A 15,652-nucleotide genomic window follows, 5' to 3' on the forward strand; every position below is an offset into this window, starting at 1 on the left:
AAGGGAAAGGGCGGCGGGGGCGAAAGAAAGCCCCGGCCTCAGCTCAGGAAGTCCCGCGCGATGCGTTCCGCCGTACGCTCCAGGATCGGCCCCGCATCGGCGATGCACGCAGCCACATCCGGCTCGAGGTCCGTCAGGGCGTACGCCCGTCGGATCCCCGCCCGCCCCAGCACCTCCGGCGGCAACGCCAACCGCCCGCACACCGCGACGACCTCCTTCTCCGCCGCCCGCGCCGCGGCGGCGACACCCGCCGGCGCCTTCCCGTGCAGCGTCTGCTCGTCCAGCGACCCTTCCCCCGTGATCACCAGATCCGCCCGCTCCAGCGCCGGCGCGAACCCGAGCACGTCCAGCATGACCTCGATCCCCGGCCGGAACGCCGCGCCCAGCAGCAGCGCGCCGTAGCCGATACCGCCCGCCGCCCCCGCCCCCGGCGAGGCGGCGTACTCGGCGGCCTCCGGCCCGACGGCGTCCTCCAGCACCTTCGCGAAGTGCGCGAGCGCCGCGTCCAGCGCCTCCACGTCCTCCGGCGAGGCCCCCTTCTGCGGGCCGTACACCGCCGGCGCCCCCTTGGGCCCGGTCAGCGGATTGTCGACGTCACTCGCGAGCACGAACTCCACCGACGCCAGCCGCGGGTCCAGCCCGGACAGGTCGGCGGACGCCAGCCCGGCCAGCCCGCCGCCGCCCGGCGCCACCGGCTCACCGCCCGCCGTCACGAACCGCGCGCCCAGCGCCGACAGCATGCCCGCACCGCCGTCGGTGGTGGCACTGCCGCCCACCCCGAACACGATGCTCCGCGCCCCCGCGTCCAGCGCGGCCCGCAGCAGCTCGCCGGAGCCGTACGTCGACGCCGTGAGCGGCGCGAAGACACCGGCCGGCAGCCGTTGCAAGCCGCTCGCCTCGGCCATCTCCACGACGGCGGTCCCGTCACGCAGCGCGTACGCCGCGGTCACCTCGTCCCCGAGGGGACCGGTGACCCGTACCTCCCGCCGCTCGAACCCGGCCGCGACCGCCGCGGCCACGGTGCCGTCGCCGCCGTCGGCCACCGGCAGCGCCTCGACCTCCAGGTCCGGTACGACCCTGCGCAGCCCGGCCGTCACCCGCTCGGCGACCTCGACGGCCGTCAGCGACCCCTTGAACTTGTCCGCGGCGACGAGCACCCGCTGTGCCGACCGTGTCGTACGAGTGCCGCTCCCTGCAGCGTCCGCCACTTGCATTCCCCTCGTTCTCCGGGCCTCGCGCGCGTGTCAAGGCCAAGTCGCGCCGCTGTGACCTTAACCGGCGGGCACAGCGGCCGCCATGCCCTGCCCAGCCCGTGGAACGGCCCGGAATCGGGTAGACCGATCCCATGACCGCCACGACCGCCATGACCACTGCGGGCCCGGAGCCGGGACTCGCCGACCGCATCCTCGGAGGCTGGCTGGGCCGGATCGCGGGCAACATGCTCGGCAAACCGGTGGAGCAGGGCGAGGTGTGGACCCGCGAACGCATCGACCGCTACCTCCGCCGGACGGACGCCCTCCCCCTCACCGACTACCTCCCCGAGCCGCTGAGCGAGAGCGAGGGCCTCGACCTGCGCCCCGAGTGGCGGTCCTGCGTCCGCGGCCGCGTCCACGGGAGCTGCCGCGACGACGACATCGACTACGCGATCCTCGGCCTGGACCTGCTGGAGACCCACGGCTTCGCCTTCAGCACCGAGCAGGTCGGCGACCTGTGGCTGCTGCGGCTGCCGTACCTGCAGACCTTCACGGCGGAACGGGCCGCCTACCGCAACCTCGCGAACGGCCTCAAACCCCCGCTCACGGCCACCTACGACAACCCCTGCCAGGAGTGGATCGGCGCCCTCATCCGCGCGGACATCCACGGCTGGACCTCCCCCGGCGCCCCGCGCCGCGCCGCCGGCCTGGCCCGCAGGGACGCGGTGCTCTCCCACACCGGCAACGGCGTGTACGGCGCGATGTGGGCGGCGGCCCTGGTCTCGGCGGCGTTCACGGCGCCCACCGTGCGGCACGCGGTGGACGAGGCGCTGACGGTGGTCCCGGCGAGCAGCCGCCTGGCCCGTACCGTGCGCCGGGTGGCCTCCCTGCACGAGGCCGGGCTGGCCTGGGAGGACACGCTCACCACGCTCACGGAGGAGACGGCGGGCCTCGGCTGGATCCACACGATCCCGAACGTGGCCGTCCTCACCGCCGGCCTGCTGTACGGCGACGGCGACTTCACCCGGACCATCGCCCTGACCGTGCGCGGCGGCCTGGACACCGACTCCAACGGCGCGACGGCGGGCTCGGTGGCGGGCGTCCTGTGCGGCGCCTCAGCCGTCCCCGACCAGTGGAAGGACCCCCTCCAGGACACGGTCCGCAGCGCCGTCTTCGGCTTCGACGGGGTCCGCATCAGCGAACTGGCGGAACGCACGCTGCGGCTGGCGCGGGCCGGGACCTGATCCCGCCCGTGCCCCGGAGCGCGCGCCGTTCCGTGTCGATCATGGGACCGCGTGTGCTGCCGTGCGCCCGGCCGGGGCGCCCGCCGGCGCCGGGCGCGGGTCCCGCACCGCCGTACCCTTCCCCCATGACCACCACTCAGCCCGTCCAGGACTACGCCTCCTACATCGCCTCCCTCCCCCGTGTCCTCGCCGGCGCCGCCGCTCTCTTCCGGGACGAGGAGGGGCGGGTGCTGCTCGTCGAGCCGAACTACCGGGAGGGGTGGGCGCTGCCCGGCGGGACGATCGAGTCGGACGACGGGGAGAGCCCGCGGGAGGGGGCGCGGCGGGAGGCGGCCGAGGAGATCGGGCTGGACCGGGAGCTGGGACGGCTGCTGGCGGTGGACTGGGTGCGGGGGCCGGGGCGGCCGCCGGTGGTGGCGTATCTGTACGACGGCGGCGTGCTCGGCGCGGACGACTTCGCGGCGGTCCGGCTGCAGGAGTCGGAGCTGCTGTCCTGGCGGCTGGTGCCGCGCGGGGAGCTGGCCGAGTACCTCCACGGTTCCCTGGGGCGCCGGGTGTCGGCCGCGCTGGACGTCCTCGCCGACGGTTCGGGCACCGCGGAGCTGGAGGACGGGTACCGGGTGCGCTGAGCCCGCGCCCGGCGTTTTATCCGCTCGCCGCACCGGCACCCGGCGGCCTACCCTCGGCCGCATGAGCAAGCCCCTCGTCGCCCTCCTCACCGGTGCCGGTGTCAGCACGGACTCCGGTGTCCCGGACTACCGCGGACCGAACGGACTGTGGCGCCGCGATCCCGAGGCCGAGAAGCTGGTGACGTACGAGTACTACATGGGCGACCCGGAGATCCGCCGCCGCTCCTGGCGGATGCGGCGGGAGAACTTCTCGTCCGCCGTCGAGCCGAACGGCGCGCACCGCGCCGTGGTCGAGCTGGAGCGCTCCGGGGTGCCGGTGCGGGTGATCACGCAGAACGTGGACGGGCTGCACCAGCTCGCCGGCATGCCGGACCGCAAGGTGCTCGAACTCCACGGCACGGTACGGAGCGTGGAGTGCACCAAGTGTCACGCACGGGGGCCGATGGCGGACGCCCTGGCCCGCGTGGAGGCCGGTGAGGACGATCCGCCGTGTCTGGGGTGCGGCGGCGTCCTCAAGCCGGCGACGGTGATGTTCGGCGAGCACCTCGACCCCGTGGTGCTGGGCGAGGCGGCGGCGATCAGCAAGGCGTGCACCGTCTTCGTCGCGGTGGGCACCAGTCTCCAGGTCCATCCCGCCGCCGGACTCGCGGACGTGGCCGCCGGCCACGGGGCCCGCCTGATCGTCGTCAACGCGGAGCCGACCCCGTACGACGATCTCGCCGACGAGGTGATCCGCGAGCCGATCGGCACCTCGCTGCCCGGGCTGCTGCGCCGGATCGCCGCCTAGAACAGGGCGGTTCCGCGTTCGAAGTCCAGCAGGCGCTGCTTGCGCTCCAGGCCGCCGCCGTATCCGGTGAGGCCGCCGCTCGCGCCGATGACGCGGTGGCAGGGGACGATGATGCCGATCGGGTTGCGGCCGTTGGCGAGGCCGACCGCGCGGGAGGCCTTGGAGTTGCCGAGGGCGTCGGCGAGTTGGCCGTAGGTGCGGGTCTCGCCGTACGGGATGCGGGTCAGCCGGTCCCAGACGCGGCGCTGGAACGGGGTGCCGTGCAGGCGCAGTTCGAGGGTGAACTCCTTCAACTCGCCCGCGAAGTACGCCGAGAGCTGCTCCCGCGCCTCGGCGAAGGGGGTGTCGTCGGGGGCGCCGAAGGTCTCCTCGGGTGGGCGGTGGCGCTGGTCGGTCATGTAGAGGCCGCACAGGACGCCGTCGTCGGCGACGAGCGTCAGCGGGCCGTAGGGGCTGTCGGTCACGGTGTGCTGCTTCATCGGCTGGGGGTCCCTGGTCTCTTCACACCGGAAGGAAGTTGATGGGGTGGCTGTCCGTCGCCCACAGGTACTGGACCGCGTACGCCCGCCAGGGCCGCCAGTCCGCCGCGCGTGCGGTGAGGGCGGCCGGGGTGGAGGGCAGGCCCAGTTCGCGGGCGGCGCGGCGGATGCCGAGGTCGGTGGGGAGGAAGGCGTCGGGGTCGCCGAGCGCCCGCATGGCGATGACGTCGGCCGTCCAGGGGCCGAAGCCGGGGAGGGCGAGGAGTTTCGCGCGGGTCTCGGGCCAGTCGCTCTCGGCGCCCAGGCGGAGGTCGCCGTCGGCGAGTCGGCGTACCAGGGTGGTGAAGGTGGTGCGGCGGGTGCGGGGCATGGCGAGGGTGTCGGGGTCGAGCCCGGCCAGTGCCTCGGGGGACGGGAAGAGGTGGGTGAGGCCGCCCTCGGGGTCGTCCACGGGTGTGCCGTGCGCGGTGACCAGGCGGGCCGCGTGGGTGCGGGCGGCGGCCGTGGAGACCTGCTGGCCGAGGACGGCCCGGACGGCGAACTCGGCCGCGTCGACCGTGCGCGGCACGCGGCGGCCGGGTGCCTTGTCGACGAGGGGCGCGAGGACCGGGTCCGCGCGCAGTTGCCCGTCGACGGCGACCGGGTCGGCGTCCAGGTCGAGCAGGCGGCGGCAGCGGCTGATGGCGACGGTGAGGTCGCGGGGGTCGCCGAGGGTGAGGCGGCAGGCGATGTGGTCGGGGTGCGGGGTGAGTGATATGATGCCGTGTTCGTAGGGCAGTCGCAGGGTGCGCCGGTAGGCGCCGTCCCGCCATTCCTCCACGCCGGGTACGGCGGTGGCGGCGAGGTGGCCGAAGAGGTTGTCGGGGTTGAGCGGGGCGCGGAACGGCAGGCGGAGGGAGAGCGCTCCGGGGGTGGCGCGGGAGGTGTTCTTCGGCGCCCGGGTGCGCAGTTCGCTCGGGGCGAGCGCGTAGACCTCGCGGACGGTGTCGTTGAAGGTGCGGATGGAGGAGAAGCCGGCCGCGAAGGCGATCTGCGCCATCGGCAGTGCCGTGGTCTCGATGAGCAGCCGCGCGGTCTGGGCGCGCTGGGCGCGGGCGAGCGCGAGGGGGCCCGCGCCCAGCTCGGCGAGGAGCTGGCGTTCGACCTGCCGGGTGCTGTAGCCGAGCCGGGTGGCGAGACCGGTGACGCCTTCGCGGTCCACGACGCCGTCGGCGATCAGGCGCATGGCGCGGGCCACCGCGTCGGCCCGCTGGTTCCACTCCGGTGAGCCGGGGCTGGTGTCGGGCCGACAGCGTTTGCAAGCCCGGAACCCGGCCTGCTGGCAGGCGGCCGCGCTCGGGTGGAAGACCATGTTCTCGGCCTTGGGCGGGACCACCGGGCAACTGGGCCGGCAGTAGATGCCGGTGGTCAGGACGGCGGTGAAGAACCAGCCGTCGAACCGCGCGTCCTTCGACCGCACGGCGCGCACGCAGCGCTCGGTGTCGGTGTGCATCCCCTTCTGCATGTCTCAAGGATCGGGCACGGCCGGCGCCCCGGTCTGGCGGGAATCCGACATCGACGTCACGTGTCCTGGGGCTGTCCGGATCGCCATGCCGACTCGCGGAGCAGCCGCAGCCCGTTCAGGCCGACCAGCACGGTGGAGCCCTCGTGGCCGGCGACGCCGAGCGGGAGCGGGAGGTGGCCGATGAGGTCCCACAGGACGAGGCCGGTGATGGCCGTGCCCGCGATGACGAGGTTCTGCGCCACGAGCCGGCGGGCGGTGCGGGAGAGCCGTACGACCGCGGGTACGGCGGCGAGTTCGTCGCGTACGACGACCGCGTCCGCCGTCTCCAGGGCGAGGTCGGAGCCCGCGCGGCCCATCGCGATGCCGGCGTGGGCGGCGGCGAGGGCGGGCGCGTCGTTGACGCCGTCGCCGACGAACAGCACCTTGCGGCCGGCCGTCTGGAGGTCCCGCACGGCGTTCACCTTGTCCTCGGGGAGGAGTCCCGCGCGGACGTCCGTGAGGCCGGTCGCGCCGGCGACGCGGGCGGCGGCGTGGGTGTTGTCGCCGGTGAGGAGGGTGGGGGCGGTGCCGGTGAGGGCCGTGAGGGCGGAGGCGGCGGCCGGGGCGTCGGGGCGGAGGCGGTCGGTGAGGGTGAGGGTGCCGACGGGGGTGCCGTCGCGGGTGACGCGGACGACGGTCCCGCCGTGCTCCGCCTCGGCCGGGTCGGCGCGTCCGACGGTCACCACGGCCCCGTCCACCGTGGCGGTGATGCCGTGGCCGGGTGCGGCGGTGAAGTCCGTGGCGGGGGCGAGGGGCAGGCCGCGGGTGCGGGCGGCGGTGACCACGGCGCGGGCCAGCGGGTGCTCGCTGGGGTGCTCGGCGGAGGCGGCCAGGGTGAGGAGGGCGTCCTCGTCGAGGCCGGAGCCGGGCAGCGGGCGTACGGCGGTGACCTCGGGGGTGCCTTCGGTGAGGGTGCCGGTCTTGTCGAGGGCGGCGGTGTCGATCTCGCCGAGGCGTTCCATGGCGACGGCCGACTTGACGAGGACGCCGTGGCGGCCGGCGTTGGCGATGGCGGAGAGCAGGGGCGGCATGGTGGCGAGGACGACCGCGCACGGCGAGGCGACGATCATGAAGGTCATCGCCCTGAGCAGGGCGTCGGTGAGGTTCTCGCCGAAGGCGAGCGGGACGCCGAACACGGCGAGGGTGGCGACGACCACGCCGACGGAGTACCGCTGTTCGATCTTCTCGATGAAGAGCTGGGTCGGCGCCTTGGTGCGGGAGGCCTCCTCGACCAGGGTCACGATGCGGGCGATGACCGAGTCGGCGGGGTCGCGGCCGACCCGGACGCGCAGGGCGCCGGTGCCGTTGAGGGTGCCGGCGAAGACGTCGTCGCCGGGGCGTTTGACGACCGGCAGGGACTCGCCGGTGATGGTGGCCTGGTCGGCCTCGCTGACGCCGTCCAGGACGGTGCCGTCGGCGCCGATGCGCTCCCCGGGGCGGACCAGGACGATGTCGCCGACGGCGAGTCCGTCGGTGGGCACGGTCTCCTCGCCGCGCTCGGTCACGCGGGTCGCCGTCGTGGGCGCGAGGTCGAGCAGGCCGCGTACGGAGTCGGCGGTGCGGGCGGTGGCCAGGGCCTCCAGGGCGCCGGAGGTGGCGAAGATGACGATGAGCAGGGCGCCGTCGAGGACCTGTCCGATCGCGGCGGCGCCCAGCGCGGCGACGATCATCAGCAGGTCGACGTCGAGGGTCTTGTCGCGCAGTGCGCGCAGTCCTTCGAGGGCCGGTTCCCAGCCGCCGCACACATAGGCGACGGCGTACAGGATCCCGCCGACCCAACCCGGCGCACCGCCGAGGTCGGCGGCGAGCCCGGCCAGGAAGGCGACGAGCGCGGCGAGCGCCCACCGGGCTTCGGGGAGGGCGAGGACACGGGTACGGCGGCGTGGCGGCGGGGCACCGACGGACGGCCGGGGCGCGGGGGCGAGAGTCACGGACACCCGGCCACCATACAGGAACACATGAAGACTCATTCATGCGTTCATATGCGATGAGTAGGATGTCCGCATGGGTCATGGAGCCGTCACCTCGCAGGAGGACGCCGAGCGGGTGCGCCTGGACGCGGACAACGTCGCGAAGGTCGCCACCACGCTCCAGGCCCTGTCCACGCCCTCCCGGCTGCTGATCCTCGCCCGGCTGCGCGAGGGCCCGCTCCCGGCCACGGAGCTGGCGGCGGAGGTGGGCATGGAGCAGTCGGCCTGCTCGCACCAGCTGCGGCTGCTGCGCAATCTGGGCCTGGTGGTCGGCGAGCGCCGGGGGCGTTCCGTGGTGTACGCGCTGCACGACGACCATGTCGCCGGACTGCTCGACCAGGCCGTCTACCACGTGGAGCACCTGCGGCTGGGGATCAGCGACGCGGCGGGATGAGCAGCCCCCGCATGGTCTCGGCCGCGCGTACGGCGGCGTCCGCGCAGCAGTTGTTGAACAGCACGTGCAGTTCGTCCGTCCGCTCCGCCGCGCGCCGCAGCCGGGGGACCCAGGCGGCGAGTTCGCTCACGTCGTAGTCGTGGCGGAAACGGTCCTCCTTGCCGCCCCTCCCCCAGTCCTTGCTGCGCCCGTGGAACCGTACGACGGCGAGGGCGGGGCGGCTGACGGGTGCGACGGGCGGCAGGGAGCCGGTGAGCCCCTGGGCCATGTCCACGCCGACGGCCGTCGCGCCCAGCCCGGACAGCAGCGCGAGGGTGTCCTCGGCCCGCTCCGCCTCCCACCATCCCGGATGCCGGAACTCGACGGCGAGCGGCCAGCCGGCCGTGCGCTCCGCGCACTCCTCCAGTGTCCGCTCGGCCCGGGCTCCGGGCGCGAACCGGGGCGGGAACTGGAACAGTACGGCGCCCAGCCGCCCGGCCTCGCGCAGCGGCCCGACGGCCTCCGCGAACCTCCCCCACACCTCGTCCAGCAGGGCGCCGTCCACCGGCCGGTCCCGCAGGTCGGCGGGGAGCGCCTCCGGCCGGGTGGGGTGGCCGGTCAGCAGTGAGAACGCCTTGACGTCGAAGCGGAAGCCGTCCGGTGTGCGCTCCACCCACAGCTCGCTGTTGCGGCGGCCGGGCAGCGCGTAGTAGCCGGAGTCCACCTCGACGACGGGCAGCCTGGAGGCGTAGTGCCGCAGCCGCCCCTCGGCGTCCCGCCGCCCGCGCGGATACCAGCCGCTCGACACGAGCATGCGGTCCGTCCACGAACAGGCCCCGACCAGGATGTCACCCATGGGAGCCCGGGTACCCCGGGCTCCCGCGCGTGTGCCCCCTATTCGGTCGCCGTGGGCCGGCGTGCGGCCGCCATCGCCTCGTCCACGTCCGTGAGCGGGCGCAGACGGTAGGTGTACGTGTAATCGCGGTCGGCGAAGAGCTTGAACTCGTCGTGGGTGTGCGCGCCCCAGCTGTTGTCGCCGCCGACGCCCATCTGGCGGTGGTTGACCCGCAGCACGACCGCGTCCCGCGGGGTGAGCTGGTAGTCGTGCCGGGCGCCGGCCGACAGGTCCTCGGGGGTGAAGTGCGAGGCGTTGATCTCCAGGAGGGGTTCGCCCGACACCAGCAGGCCGCGCCCGTCGCCGTCGGTCAGGGCGGCCCAGCGGACGTCGGTCTTGTTGCCGTTCTCCTGCGGGCGGATGTAGGGGGTCCACTGGCCGGCCACGGTCGACGTGTAACGGCCCACGTCGGTACCGGTGTTGCGGTCCCAGTGGTTCTCCTCGGGGCCACGGCCGTAGTAGTGCAGGCGGTCCAGGCGGCGCGGCAGGAACAGCAGTGTGCCGACCTCCGGGATGTACGGCAGGTCCGGCGCGCCCGGGTGCAGGGTGTTGTCGACCTTGATCTCGCCGTTGCCGAACACCGTGTAGGTGGTGGTGTACGTCGACTCGGTGGAGGTCGGCAGGGTGCCGCCGACCGTGATCTCGACGGCCCGCTCGCCGAGGGCCCGTACGGTGACGTCGGTGACCTTCCGCCGGGCGCCGGCGTCGCGCCAGGTCCGGTTGCGGGTGTGCTGGCCGTTGCCGTGGTCGTTGTCGGTGGGCGCCCGCCAGAAGTTGGGCACCGGTCCGGAGGTGATCAGGCGGGTGCCCTTCGCCTCGTAGGAGGTGATGGTGCCGCTGTTCTTGTCGACGGTGACGGAGAAGTCCTCGCCGGTGACCCTGATGTCGCCGTCGCGGTTCTCGTGGCGCAGGGCCGGGACGCGCGACAGCGGTACGGGGGTCACGGCCGGGCTTCCGGCGTCGAGCGGGAGCTGCTGCCGGGCCACCTCGAAGCCGGCCTCGGCCCACTTCGTGGACTCCTTGGTGGTGAAGGAGAGCTGGAGGAAGTACTCCGCACCCGGTTCCGGGTCCTTCGGCAGGCGTACGGGCAGGGTGATGTCCTTGCCGGACTGCGGCGGCACGTCGAGCTGGTCCCGGGTCAGCCTTCCGCGCCGTACGACCTCGCCGTCGGCGACGAGTTCCCAACGGCCGTCGAACTCACGGACATTGGTGAACAGGTACTCGTTGGTGAGGGTGACGGCGCCGGGGTCGCCGTCGTCGGAGGTGCGGGCGGCGTTGATCGCCTGGTGGACGCGTTTGATCTCGGCGGCCTTGCCGGTGTGACCGCGGTCGGCGGTGACGATGCCGTCCGCGACGAACGCGCCGTCGTTGGGGTTGTCACCCCAGTCGCCGCCGTAGGCGAGGAACCTCTTCTCCTCGGGCCGCTTCTCCTCCACCTCGACGGTGGCGGCGTCGAACCAGAACCGCACACCGTCGTCACCGGGTCCCCGGTCGTCCGAGGCCAGTTCGGCGGCGGTGAGGGCGCGTGCGTAGACGCGGGCGCGGCGGATGGTGCCGCTGAACTCGCGGGTCTGGTTGTCGGCGTCGGACGCGAGGGCCAGCGGCGCGGTGTTGCTTTCGGGGCGCCGGGTGGTGGTCCGGGTGCCCTTCACCGCGCCGTCGGCGTACAGGGTCAGCGTGCCGGCGTCCGCGTCGAAGACGCCCGCGATGTGGTGTTCGCGGCCGGTCCAGTCGTCCGGCAGCGACCAGCTCGCGGTGATCCACTGGCCGCCGCCGTGGATGAAGAACTCCAGGGTGTCGCCGGTCTGTTTGAGCGCGTACTGGGTGTCGCCCTTGGCGAGGACGGGCTGGTGGTAGCCCGTGTACCGCGGAGTGACCCACGCCTCCAGGGTCAGGGAGCCGGTGAGGTCGAGGCTGTCGTCGCGTTCGAAGACGGTGATGCCGGACAGGCCCGCGTCGCGGTCGAGGCCGCCGCGGGTGGCGAGGATCTCGCCGCGCAGGCCGGCCGGCCCGGACTCGGTGAGCAGGGTGCGGGCGGGGACGGGCGTGTAGAGGGACTGGTCGGCGAAGTCCCAGATCCAGCCGCCCTGGAGGACGTCGTGGCGGCGGACGACGTCCCAGTACTTCTTGAAGTTGCCGTTGGAGTTCCCCATCGCGTGGGAGTACTCGATCATGACGTACGGCCGGGTGTCGGCGGTGTCCTCGGCGCGCCGCTCGACGCGTGACGGGCTCTCGTACATCCTGGAGCGGATGTCGCTGATCCCCGGCCGGTCGTCGCCCTCGTACTGGATGACGCGGGTGGGGTCGTAGGAGCGGATCCAGTCGTGCATGGCGGTGAAGGTGGAGCCGCCGCCGGCCTCGTTGCCGAGCGACCAGATGACCACCGAGGGGTGGTTCTTGTCGCGGTGGACCATGTTCTGGGCGCGGGCGACGCAGGCCGCCGTCCACTCGGGGTGGTCGCCCGGGTACTCGGAACGGATGCCGTGGGTCTCGAGGTTGGTCTCGTCGACGAGGTAGAGGCCGTATTCGTCGGCGAGTTCGTACCACAGCGGGTTGTCGGGGTAGTGCGAGGTGCGGACGGAGTTCATGTTCATCCGCTTGATGAGGGTGATGTCCTCGACCAGGTCCTCGCGGGTGAGGGCGGTGCCGCGGGCCGGGTGCATCTCGTGGCGGTTGGTGCCGCGGAAGGAGACGGGTCTGCCGTTGATCCGCATCAACCCGTCCTCGATGGCGAACTCGCGGAACCCGACACGGTGGGACAGGGTTTCGACCACCTTGCCGGCCGGGTCGCGGAGTCTGAGGACGGCCGTGTAGAGGTCCGGGTGCTCGGCCGACCACAGCCGGGGCCGGGTCACGGCCTTGGAGGCCCGTACGGTGACGTCCTCGCCGGCGCCGGCCGTGCCGAGGTCGGCGGTCTGCTTCAGCGGACGGGACCAGACGGCGTGGCCGCGGGCGTCGTACAACTGGGTCTCGACGGTGTACCGGCCCGGCTCGCCGCCGCCGTACGCCCGTACGCTCGCGGTGACCGCCAGCTCTCCCCGCGTGTAGGTGTCGTTCAGCGGGGTGTCCAGTTTGAAGTCGCGCAGGTGCACGGCCGGGGTGGAGTAGAGGTAGACCGAGCGGAAGATGCCGCTCAGCCGGATCATGTCCTGGTCCTCCAGCCAGTCGCCGTCGGCGTAGCGGTACACCTCGACGGCGATCTGGTTGGTGCCGGGCCCGAGGTGGTCGGTGATGTCGTACTCGGACGGGGTGTAGGAGTCCTCGTCGTAGCCGACGAGTTCGCCGTTGATCCACACGTAGTGGGCGGACTTGACGCCCTCGAAGTGGAGGAAGGTGCGCCGTCCCTTCCAGTCGCGCGGGACGGTGAAGGTGCGCCGGTACTGGCCGACCGGGTTGTGGCGGGTCGGGGCGGCGGGCGGCTGCGGGTCCTCTCCGCGGCCGTTGGGGCCCCAGTACGGGTAGGTGATGTTCAGGTAGATCGGGACGTCGTGGCCGTGCAGTTGCCACACGGACGGGACCGGGATGGTGTCCCAGTCGGCGTCGTCGGTGTCGGTGCGGTGGAAGTCGGCGTCGCGGTCCTCGGGGCGGTCGGCGTAGGCGAACTTCCAGGTGCCGTCGAGGCTCTGCCGGTAGGGCGAGCGGGTCCGGTCGGCGGCGAGGGCCTGGCGCACGTCCGCGTACGGCATGAGCGTGGTGTGCGGCGGCTGGGTGCCGAGCCGGAAGACACCGAAGTCGTTCCACTCCGGGGGCGCGTCGGCCGCCGCTCGCCGGCCGGCCGCGTGCGCGGCGCCGGGCGACGCGGACAGGGCGAGGGCGCCGAGCACGGCGGCGCCGGACTCCAGGAGACGGCGGCGGCTGACGACCGGCCGTCCGGGGTGGGGGAACCGGTCGGCGGGAGACAGGTGCGGATGCGGCATGACCGTGGCCTTCCTCGGTACGACAGAGCACTGCGCGGACTGAGGGCACGTCGGACTCCCCCTCGACGCGCCGCCGGACGGGCGGCGTTGCGCCAGGGAGGAATCACAACTGCTGGTGACGGAGCAACTACTGAGCCAGCCACACCCTAGGACTCGAACACAAACGAAGCAATGATCCCGTCGGACTCTGTTCGTTCCTGGTGGTTCGGCCGGAGCCTCCGGGCTTCTCCCGTCCGGAACGACCCGGCCGTGCCACGGACGCGCCCCCGGCTTCTCGCCGCCCTGCCGTTCGTCCTGCTCGTCGCCGTGACGGCCGGATGCGCCGGACCTGCGGCCCGTTCGCCCGAACCGCGGGGTCACCGCCACCTTCCCGAGGAGCGGAGGCCGGCGCCTTCTCCCGCATCCCCTTCGACCGGAACCGGCGGCCGGCGGAGAACCACGCGTACCGCGAGCGGGCGTCGATCACCGCGGAACGGAAGGGGGCGGCGGCGCCGCGGGCGAAGGCGCCGGCCGTGTCCGGCTCACCGACCCGCAGAACGCGCCGGACTCGACCGGTCTCCTCGGGTCCACGGCCGCGCTGCCCGTCGTGGCCACGGGCGTTCCGGCGGCCGGGGCGGCGATCACACACGCGGTCACCCCGGGGAAGGACCGAGCACCCTGGTTTCCGTCAGCCCAGTCGCCGGGCGAACGCCTCGTACGCCCGGTCGTCGAAGAGGACGAATCTCACCTCGTCGACGGCGGTCGGCGTGTTCCGCACCGTCTCCACCGCGATGCGGGCCGCGTCGTCCATCGGCCACCGGTAGACGCCCGTGGAGATGGCGGGGAACGCGACCGTCCGGGCGCCCAGTTCGTCGGCCACCCGGAGCGACTCCCGGTAGCAGGAGGCGAGCGGCTCAGGATCGCTGCCCGGTCCCTGATGCACCGGGCCGACGGTGTGGATCACCCAGCGGGCGTCGAGACGGCCCGCGGTGGTGGCGACCGCCTGGCCGGTCGGCAGGCCCCTGCCGTACCTGGAAGCGCGCAGGGCGCGGCATTCGGCCAGGATCTCCGGGCCGCCCCGGCGGTGGATCGCCCCGTCCACGCCTCCCCCGCCGAGCAGGGACGAGTTGGCCGCGTTGACGATCGCGTCGGCGCTCTGGTGGGTGATGTCGCCCTGGACGAGCGTGATCGTGGTGGTCATGTCCGGCGCAGCCTCCTCCACACGGCCTTCGCCGCGTTGTGTCCCGACATGCCGTGCACGCCGGGTCCGGGCGGGGTGGCCGACGAGCAGATGAAGACGGCCGGGTGCGGGGTCGAGTAGGGGAACAGGGAGAGTTTGGGGCGCAGCAGGAGCTGGAGTCCACGGACCGCGCCGGAGGCGATGTCGCCGCCGACGTAGTTGGCGTTGCGGGCGGCGAGTTCGGGCGGTCCTGCGGTGGCGCGGGCCAGGACACGGTCGCGGAAACCGGGGGCGTAGCGCTCCAGTTGGCGTTCCATGGCGTCGGTGAGGTCGCCGGTCCAGCCGTTGGGCACGTGTCCGTAGGCCCAGAAGACGTGTTTGCCGGCCGGGGCTCGGGTGGGGTCGGCGACGCCGGGCTGCACGGTGATGAGGAAGGGCGCGTCGGGGGCGCGGCCCTCGCGGGAGGCGGCGCGCAGGGCGGCGCCGATCTCGTCGCTGTCCGCGCCGATCTGCACGGTGCCGGCGGTGCGGGCCTGAGGCGCGGTCCACGGCACGGGGCCGTCCAGCGCGTAGTCGATCTTGAAGACGCCGGGGCCGTAACGGTAGTTCGCGTAGTGGTCGCCGAAGCCGGCGATGCGGGCCAGGGCGGTGGGCGAGGTGTCGAAGACGTACGCCCGGGCCGGCGGCAGGTCGTCGAGGCGCTTGACCTCGTAGTCGGTGTGGACGCTGCCGCCGAGGTCCTTCAGGTACACGGCGAGGGCGTCGGAGATGGCCTGGGAGCCGCCGCGGGCGACGGGCCAGCCGCGGGCGTGCGCGGCGAGGGCGAAGACCAGGCCGATGGCGCCGGTGGCGAAGCCGCCGAGGGGGGCCATGACATGGGCGACGAGGCCGGCGAACAGGGTGCGGGCCCGCTCGTCGCGGAAGCGGCGGGTGAGCCACGTCGACGGGGGCAGGCCGAGCAGGCCGAAGCGGGCGAGGGTGACCGGGTCGCGGGGCAGGGCGGTCATCGGCAGGGACATGAAGTCGCGGGCCAGGGTGTCCCACTTGGGCAGGAAGGGCTCGACGAGCCGGCGGTACGCGCCGGCGTCGCGCGGGCCGAAGGAGGCGGCCGTCTCCCCGACCGACCGGGACAGCACGGCCGCCGTGCCGTCCGGGAAGGGGTGCGCCATGGGGAGTTCGGGGTGCAGCCACTGAAGTCCGTAGCGCTCCAGCGGGAGGGCGCGGAACGCGGGCGAGTTGACGGCGAGGGGGTGGGCGGCGGAGCACGGGTCGTGGTGGAAGCCGGGGAGGGTGAGTTCCTCGGTGCGGGCGCCGCCGCCGACGGTGTCCTTCGCCTCGAACAGGGCCACCGAGAAGCCGCGCCGGGCCAGCTCCACGGCAGCGGTCAGCCCGTTCGGCCCCGCTCCCACCACGACCGCATCGAGCATCGACGGCACCTTCGGACTCCTTCGTCAGCCGACGGC

Annotated in this window: 12 protein-coding genes; 4 read left to right on the forward strand and 8 right to left on the reverse strand. The window is 73.6% G+C overall.

All coding sequences use genetic code 11. The annotated features are described in order from the left end of the window. Positions 1-38: 38 nt before the first annotated feature. Positions 39-1,214 carry a glycerate kinase gene (locus ACZ62B_RS16915; protein WP_469690878.1) on the reverse strand — a complete coding sequence of 392 codons (1,176 nt, stop codon included), beginning with the start codon at positions 1,212-1,214 and terminating at the stop codon, positions 39-41. 131 nt (positions 1,215-1,345) lie between these two features. On the opposite strand from ACZ62B_RS16915, the gene ACZ62B_RS16920 reads away from it, so the two are divergent. From ACZ62B_RS16920 to ACZ62B_RS16930, 3 genes are all read left to right on the forward strand, one after another. Continuing rightward, positions 1,346-2,437: an ADP-ribosylglycohydrolase family protein gene (locus ACZ62B_RS16920; protein WP_382054720.1), complete on the forward strand. Its 1,092-nt coding sequence runs from the start codon at positions 1,346-1,348 to the stop codon at positions 2,435-2,437. A 125-nt stretch (positions 2,438-2,562) separates the two neighbouring features. Continuing rightward, positions 2,563-3,066: an NUDIX hydrolase gene (locus tag ACZ62B_RS16925; protein WP_344558112.1), complete on the forward strand. Its 504-nt coding sequence runs from the start codon at positions 2,563-2,565 to the stop codon at positions 3,064-3,066. Positions 3,067-3,127: 61 nt separating this feature from the next. Continuing rightward, entirely contained in the window at positions 3,128-3,853 is a 726-nt protein-coding gene (locus ACZ62B_RS16930) for an SIR2 family NAD-dependent protein deacylase (protein ID WP_469690880.1), read from the forward strand. On the opposite strand, the gene ACZ62B_RS16935 is transcribed toward ACZ62B_RS16930, so the two are convergent. Genes ACZ62B_RS16935 through ACZ62B_RS16945 form a run of 3 tightly spaced genes read right to left on the reverse strand, consistent with a single transcriptional unit; the run spans position 3,850 to position 7,845 of the window. After that, positions 3,850-4,332, reverse strand: a complete 483-nt coding sequence (locus tag ACZ62B_RS16935; protein ID WP_344558108.1) for a methylated-DNA--[protein]-cysteine S-methyltransferase — start codon at positions 4,330-4,332, stop codon at positions 3,850-3,852. The genes ACZ62B_RS16930 and ACZ62B_RS16935 overlap by 4 nt on opposite strands. A 22-nt stretch (positions 4,333-4,354) precedes the next feature. Further along, positions 4,355-5,836 carry an AlkA N-terminal domain-containing protein gene (locus ACZ62B_RS16940; protein WP_469690883.1) on the reverse strand — a complete coding sequence of 494 codons (1,482 nt, stop codon included), beginning with the start codon at positions 5,834-5,836 and terminating at the stop codon, positions 4,355-4,357. Between the two features lie 56 nt (positions 5,837-5,892). Further along, entirely contained in the window at positions 5,893-7,845 is a 1,953-nt protein-coding gene (locus ACZ62B_RS16945; protein ID WP_469690885.1) for a heavy metal translocating P-type ATPase, read from the reverse strand. 34 nt (positions 7,846-7,879) lie between these two features. Here ACZ62B_RS16945 and ACZ62B_RS16950 point away from each other — a divergent pair, with 34 nt between their 5' ends. Beyond that, positions 7,880-8,239 (forward strand): ArsR/SmtB family transcription factor, encoded by a 360-nt coding sequence (locus ACZ62B_RS16950; protein WP_073931223.1) that lies wholly within the window; start codon positions 7,880-7,882, stop codon positions 8,237-8,239. On the opposite strand, the gene ACZ62B_RS16955 is transcribed toward ACZ62B_RS16950, so the two are convergent. From ACZ62B_RS16955 to ACZ62B_RS16970, 4 genes are all read right to left on the reverse strand, one after another. Next, on the reverse strand, positions 8,220-9,074 hold the full coding sequence (locus ACZ62B_RS16955) for a DUF72 domain-containing protein (RefSeq protein ID WP_344558100.1): 855 nt from the start codon (positions 9,072-9,074) through the stop codon (positions 8,220-8,222). The two genes, ACZ62B_RS16950 and ACZ62B_RS16955, sit on opposite strands and share 20 nt — an antisense overlap. A 38-nt stretch (positions 9,075-9,112) precedes the next feature. Beyond that, positions 9,113-13,030, reverse strand: a complete 3,918-nt coding sequence (locus ACZ62B_RS16960; RefSeq protein ID WP_469690887.1) for a glycoside hydrolase family 2 TIM barrel-domain containing protein — start codon at positions 13,028-13,030, stop codon at positions 9,113-9,115. 667 nt (positions 13,031-13,697) lie between these two features. Continuing rightward, positions 13,698-14,210, reverse strand: a complete 513-nt coding sequence (locus ACZ62B_RS16965) for an O-acetyl-ADP-ribose deacetylase (protein WP_344558096.1) — start codon at positions 14,208-14,210, stop codon at positions 13,698-13,700. Continuing rightward, the gene (locus tag ACZ62B_RS16970; RefSeq protein WP_469690889.1) at positions 14,207-15,616 is read right to left on the reverse strand and encodes a phytoene desaturase family protein; all 1,410 of its coding nucleotides are present in this window, start codon (positions 15,614-15,616) and stop codon (positions 14,207-14,209) included. The genes ACZ62B_RS16965 and ACZ62B_RS16970 overlap by 4 nt, the downstream gene beginning before the upstream one ends. Between the last annotated feature and the right edge of the window lie 36 nt (positions 15,617-15,652).

Source organism: Streptomyces sp. NPDC053426, from assembly GCF_055585405.1.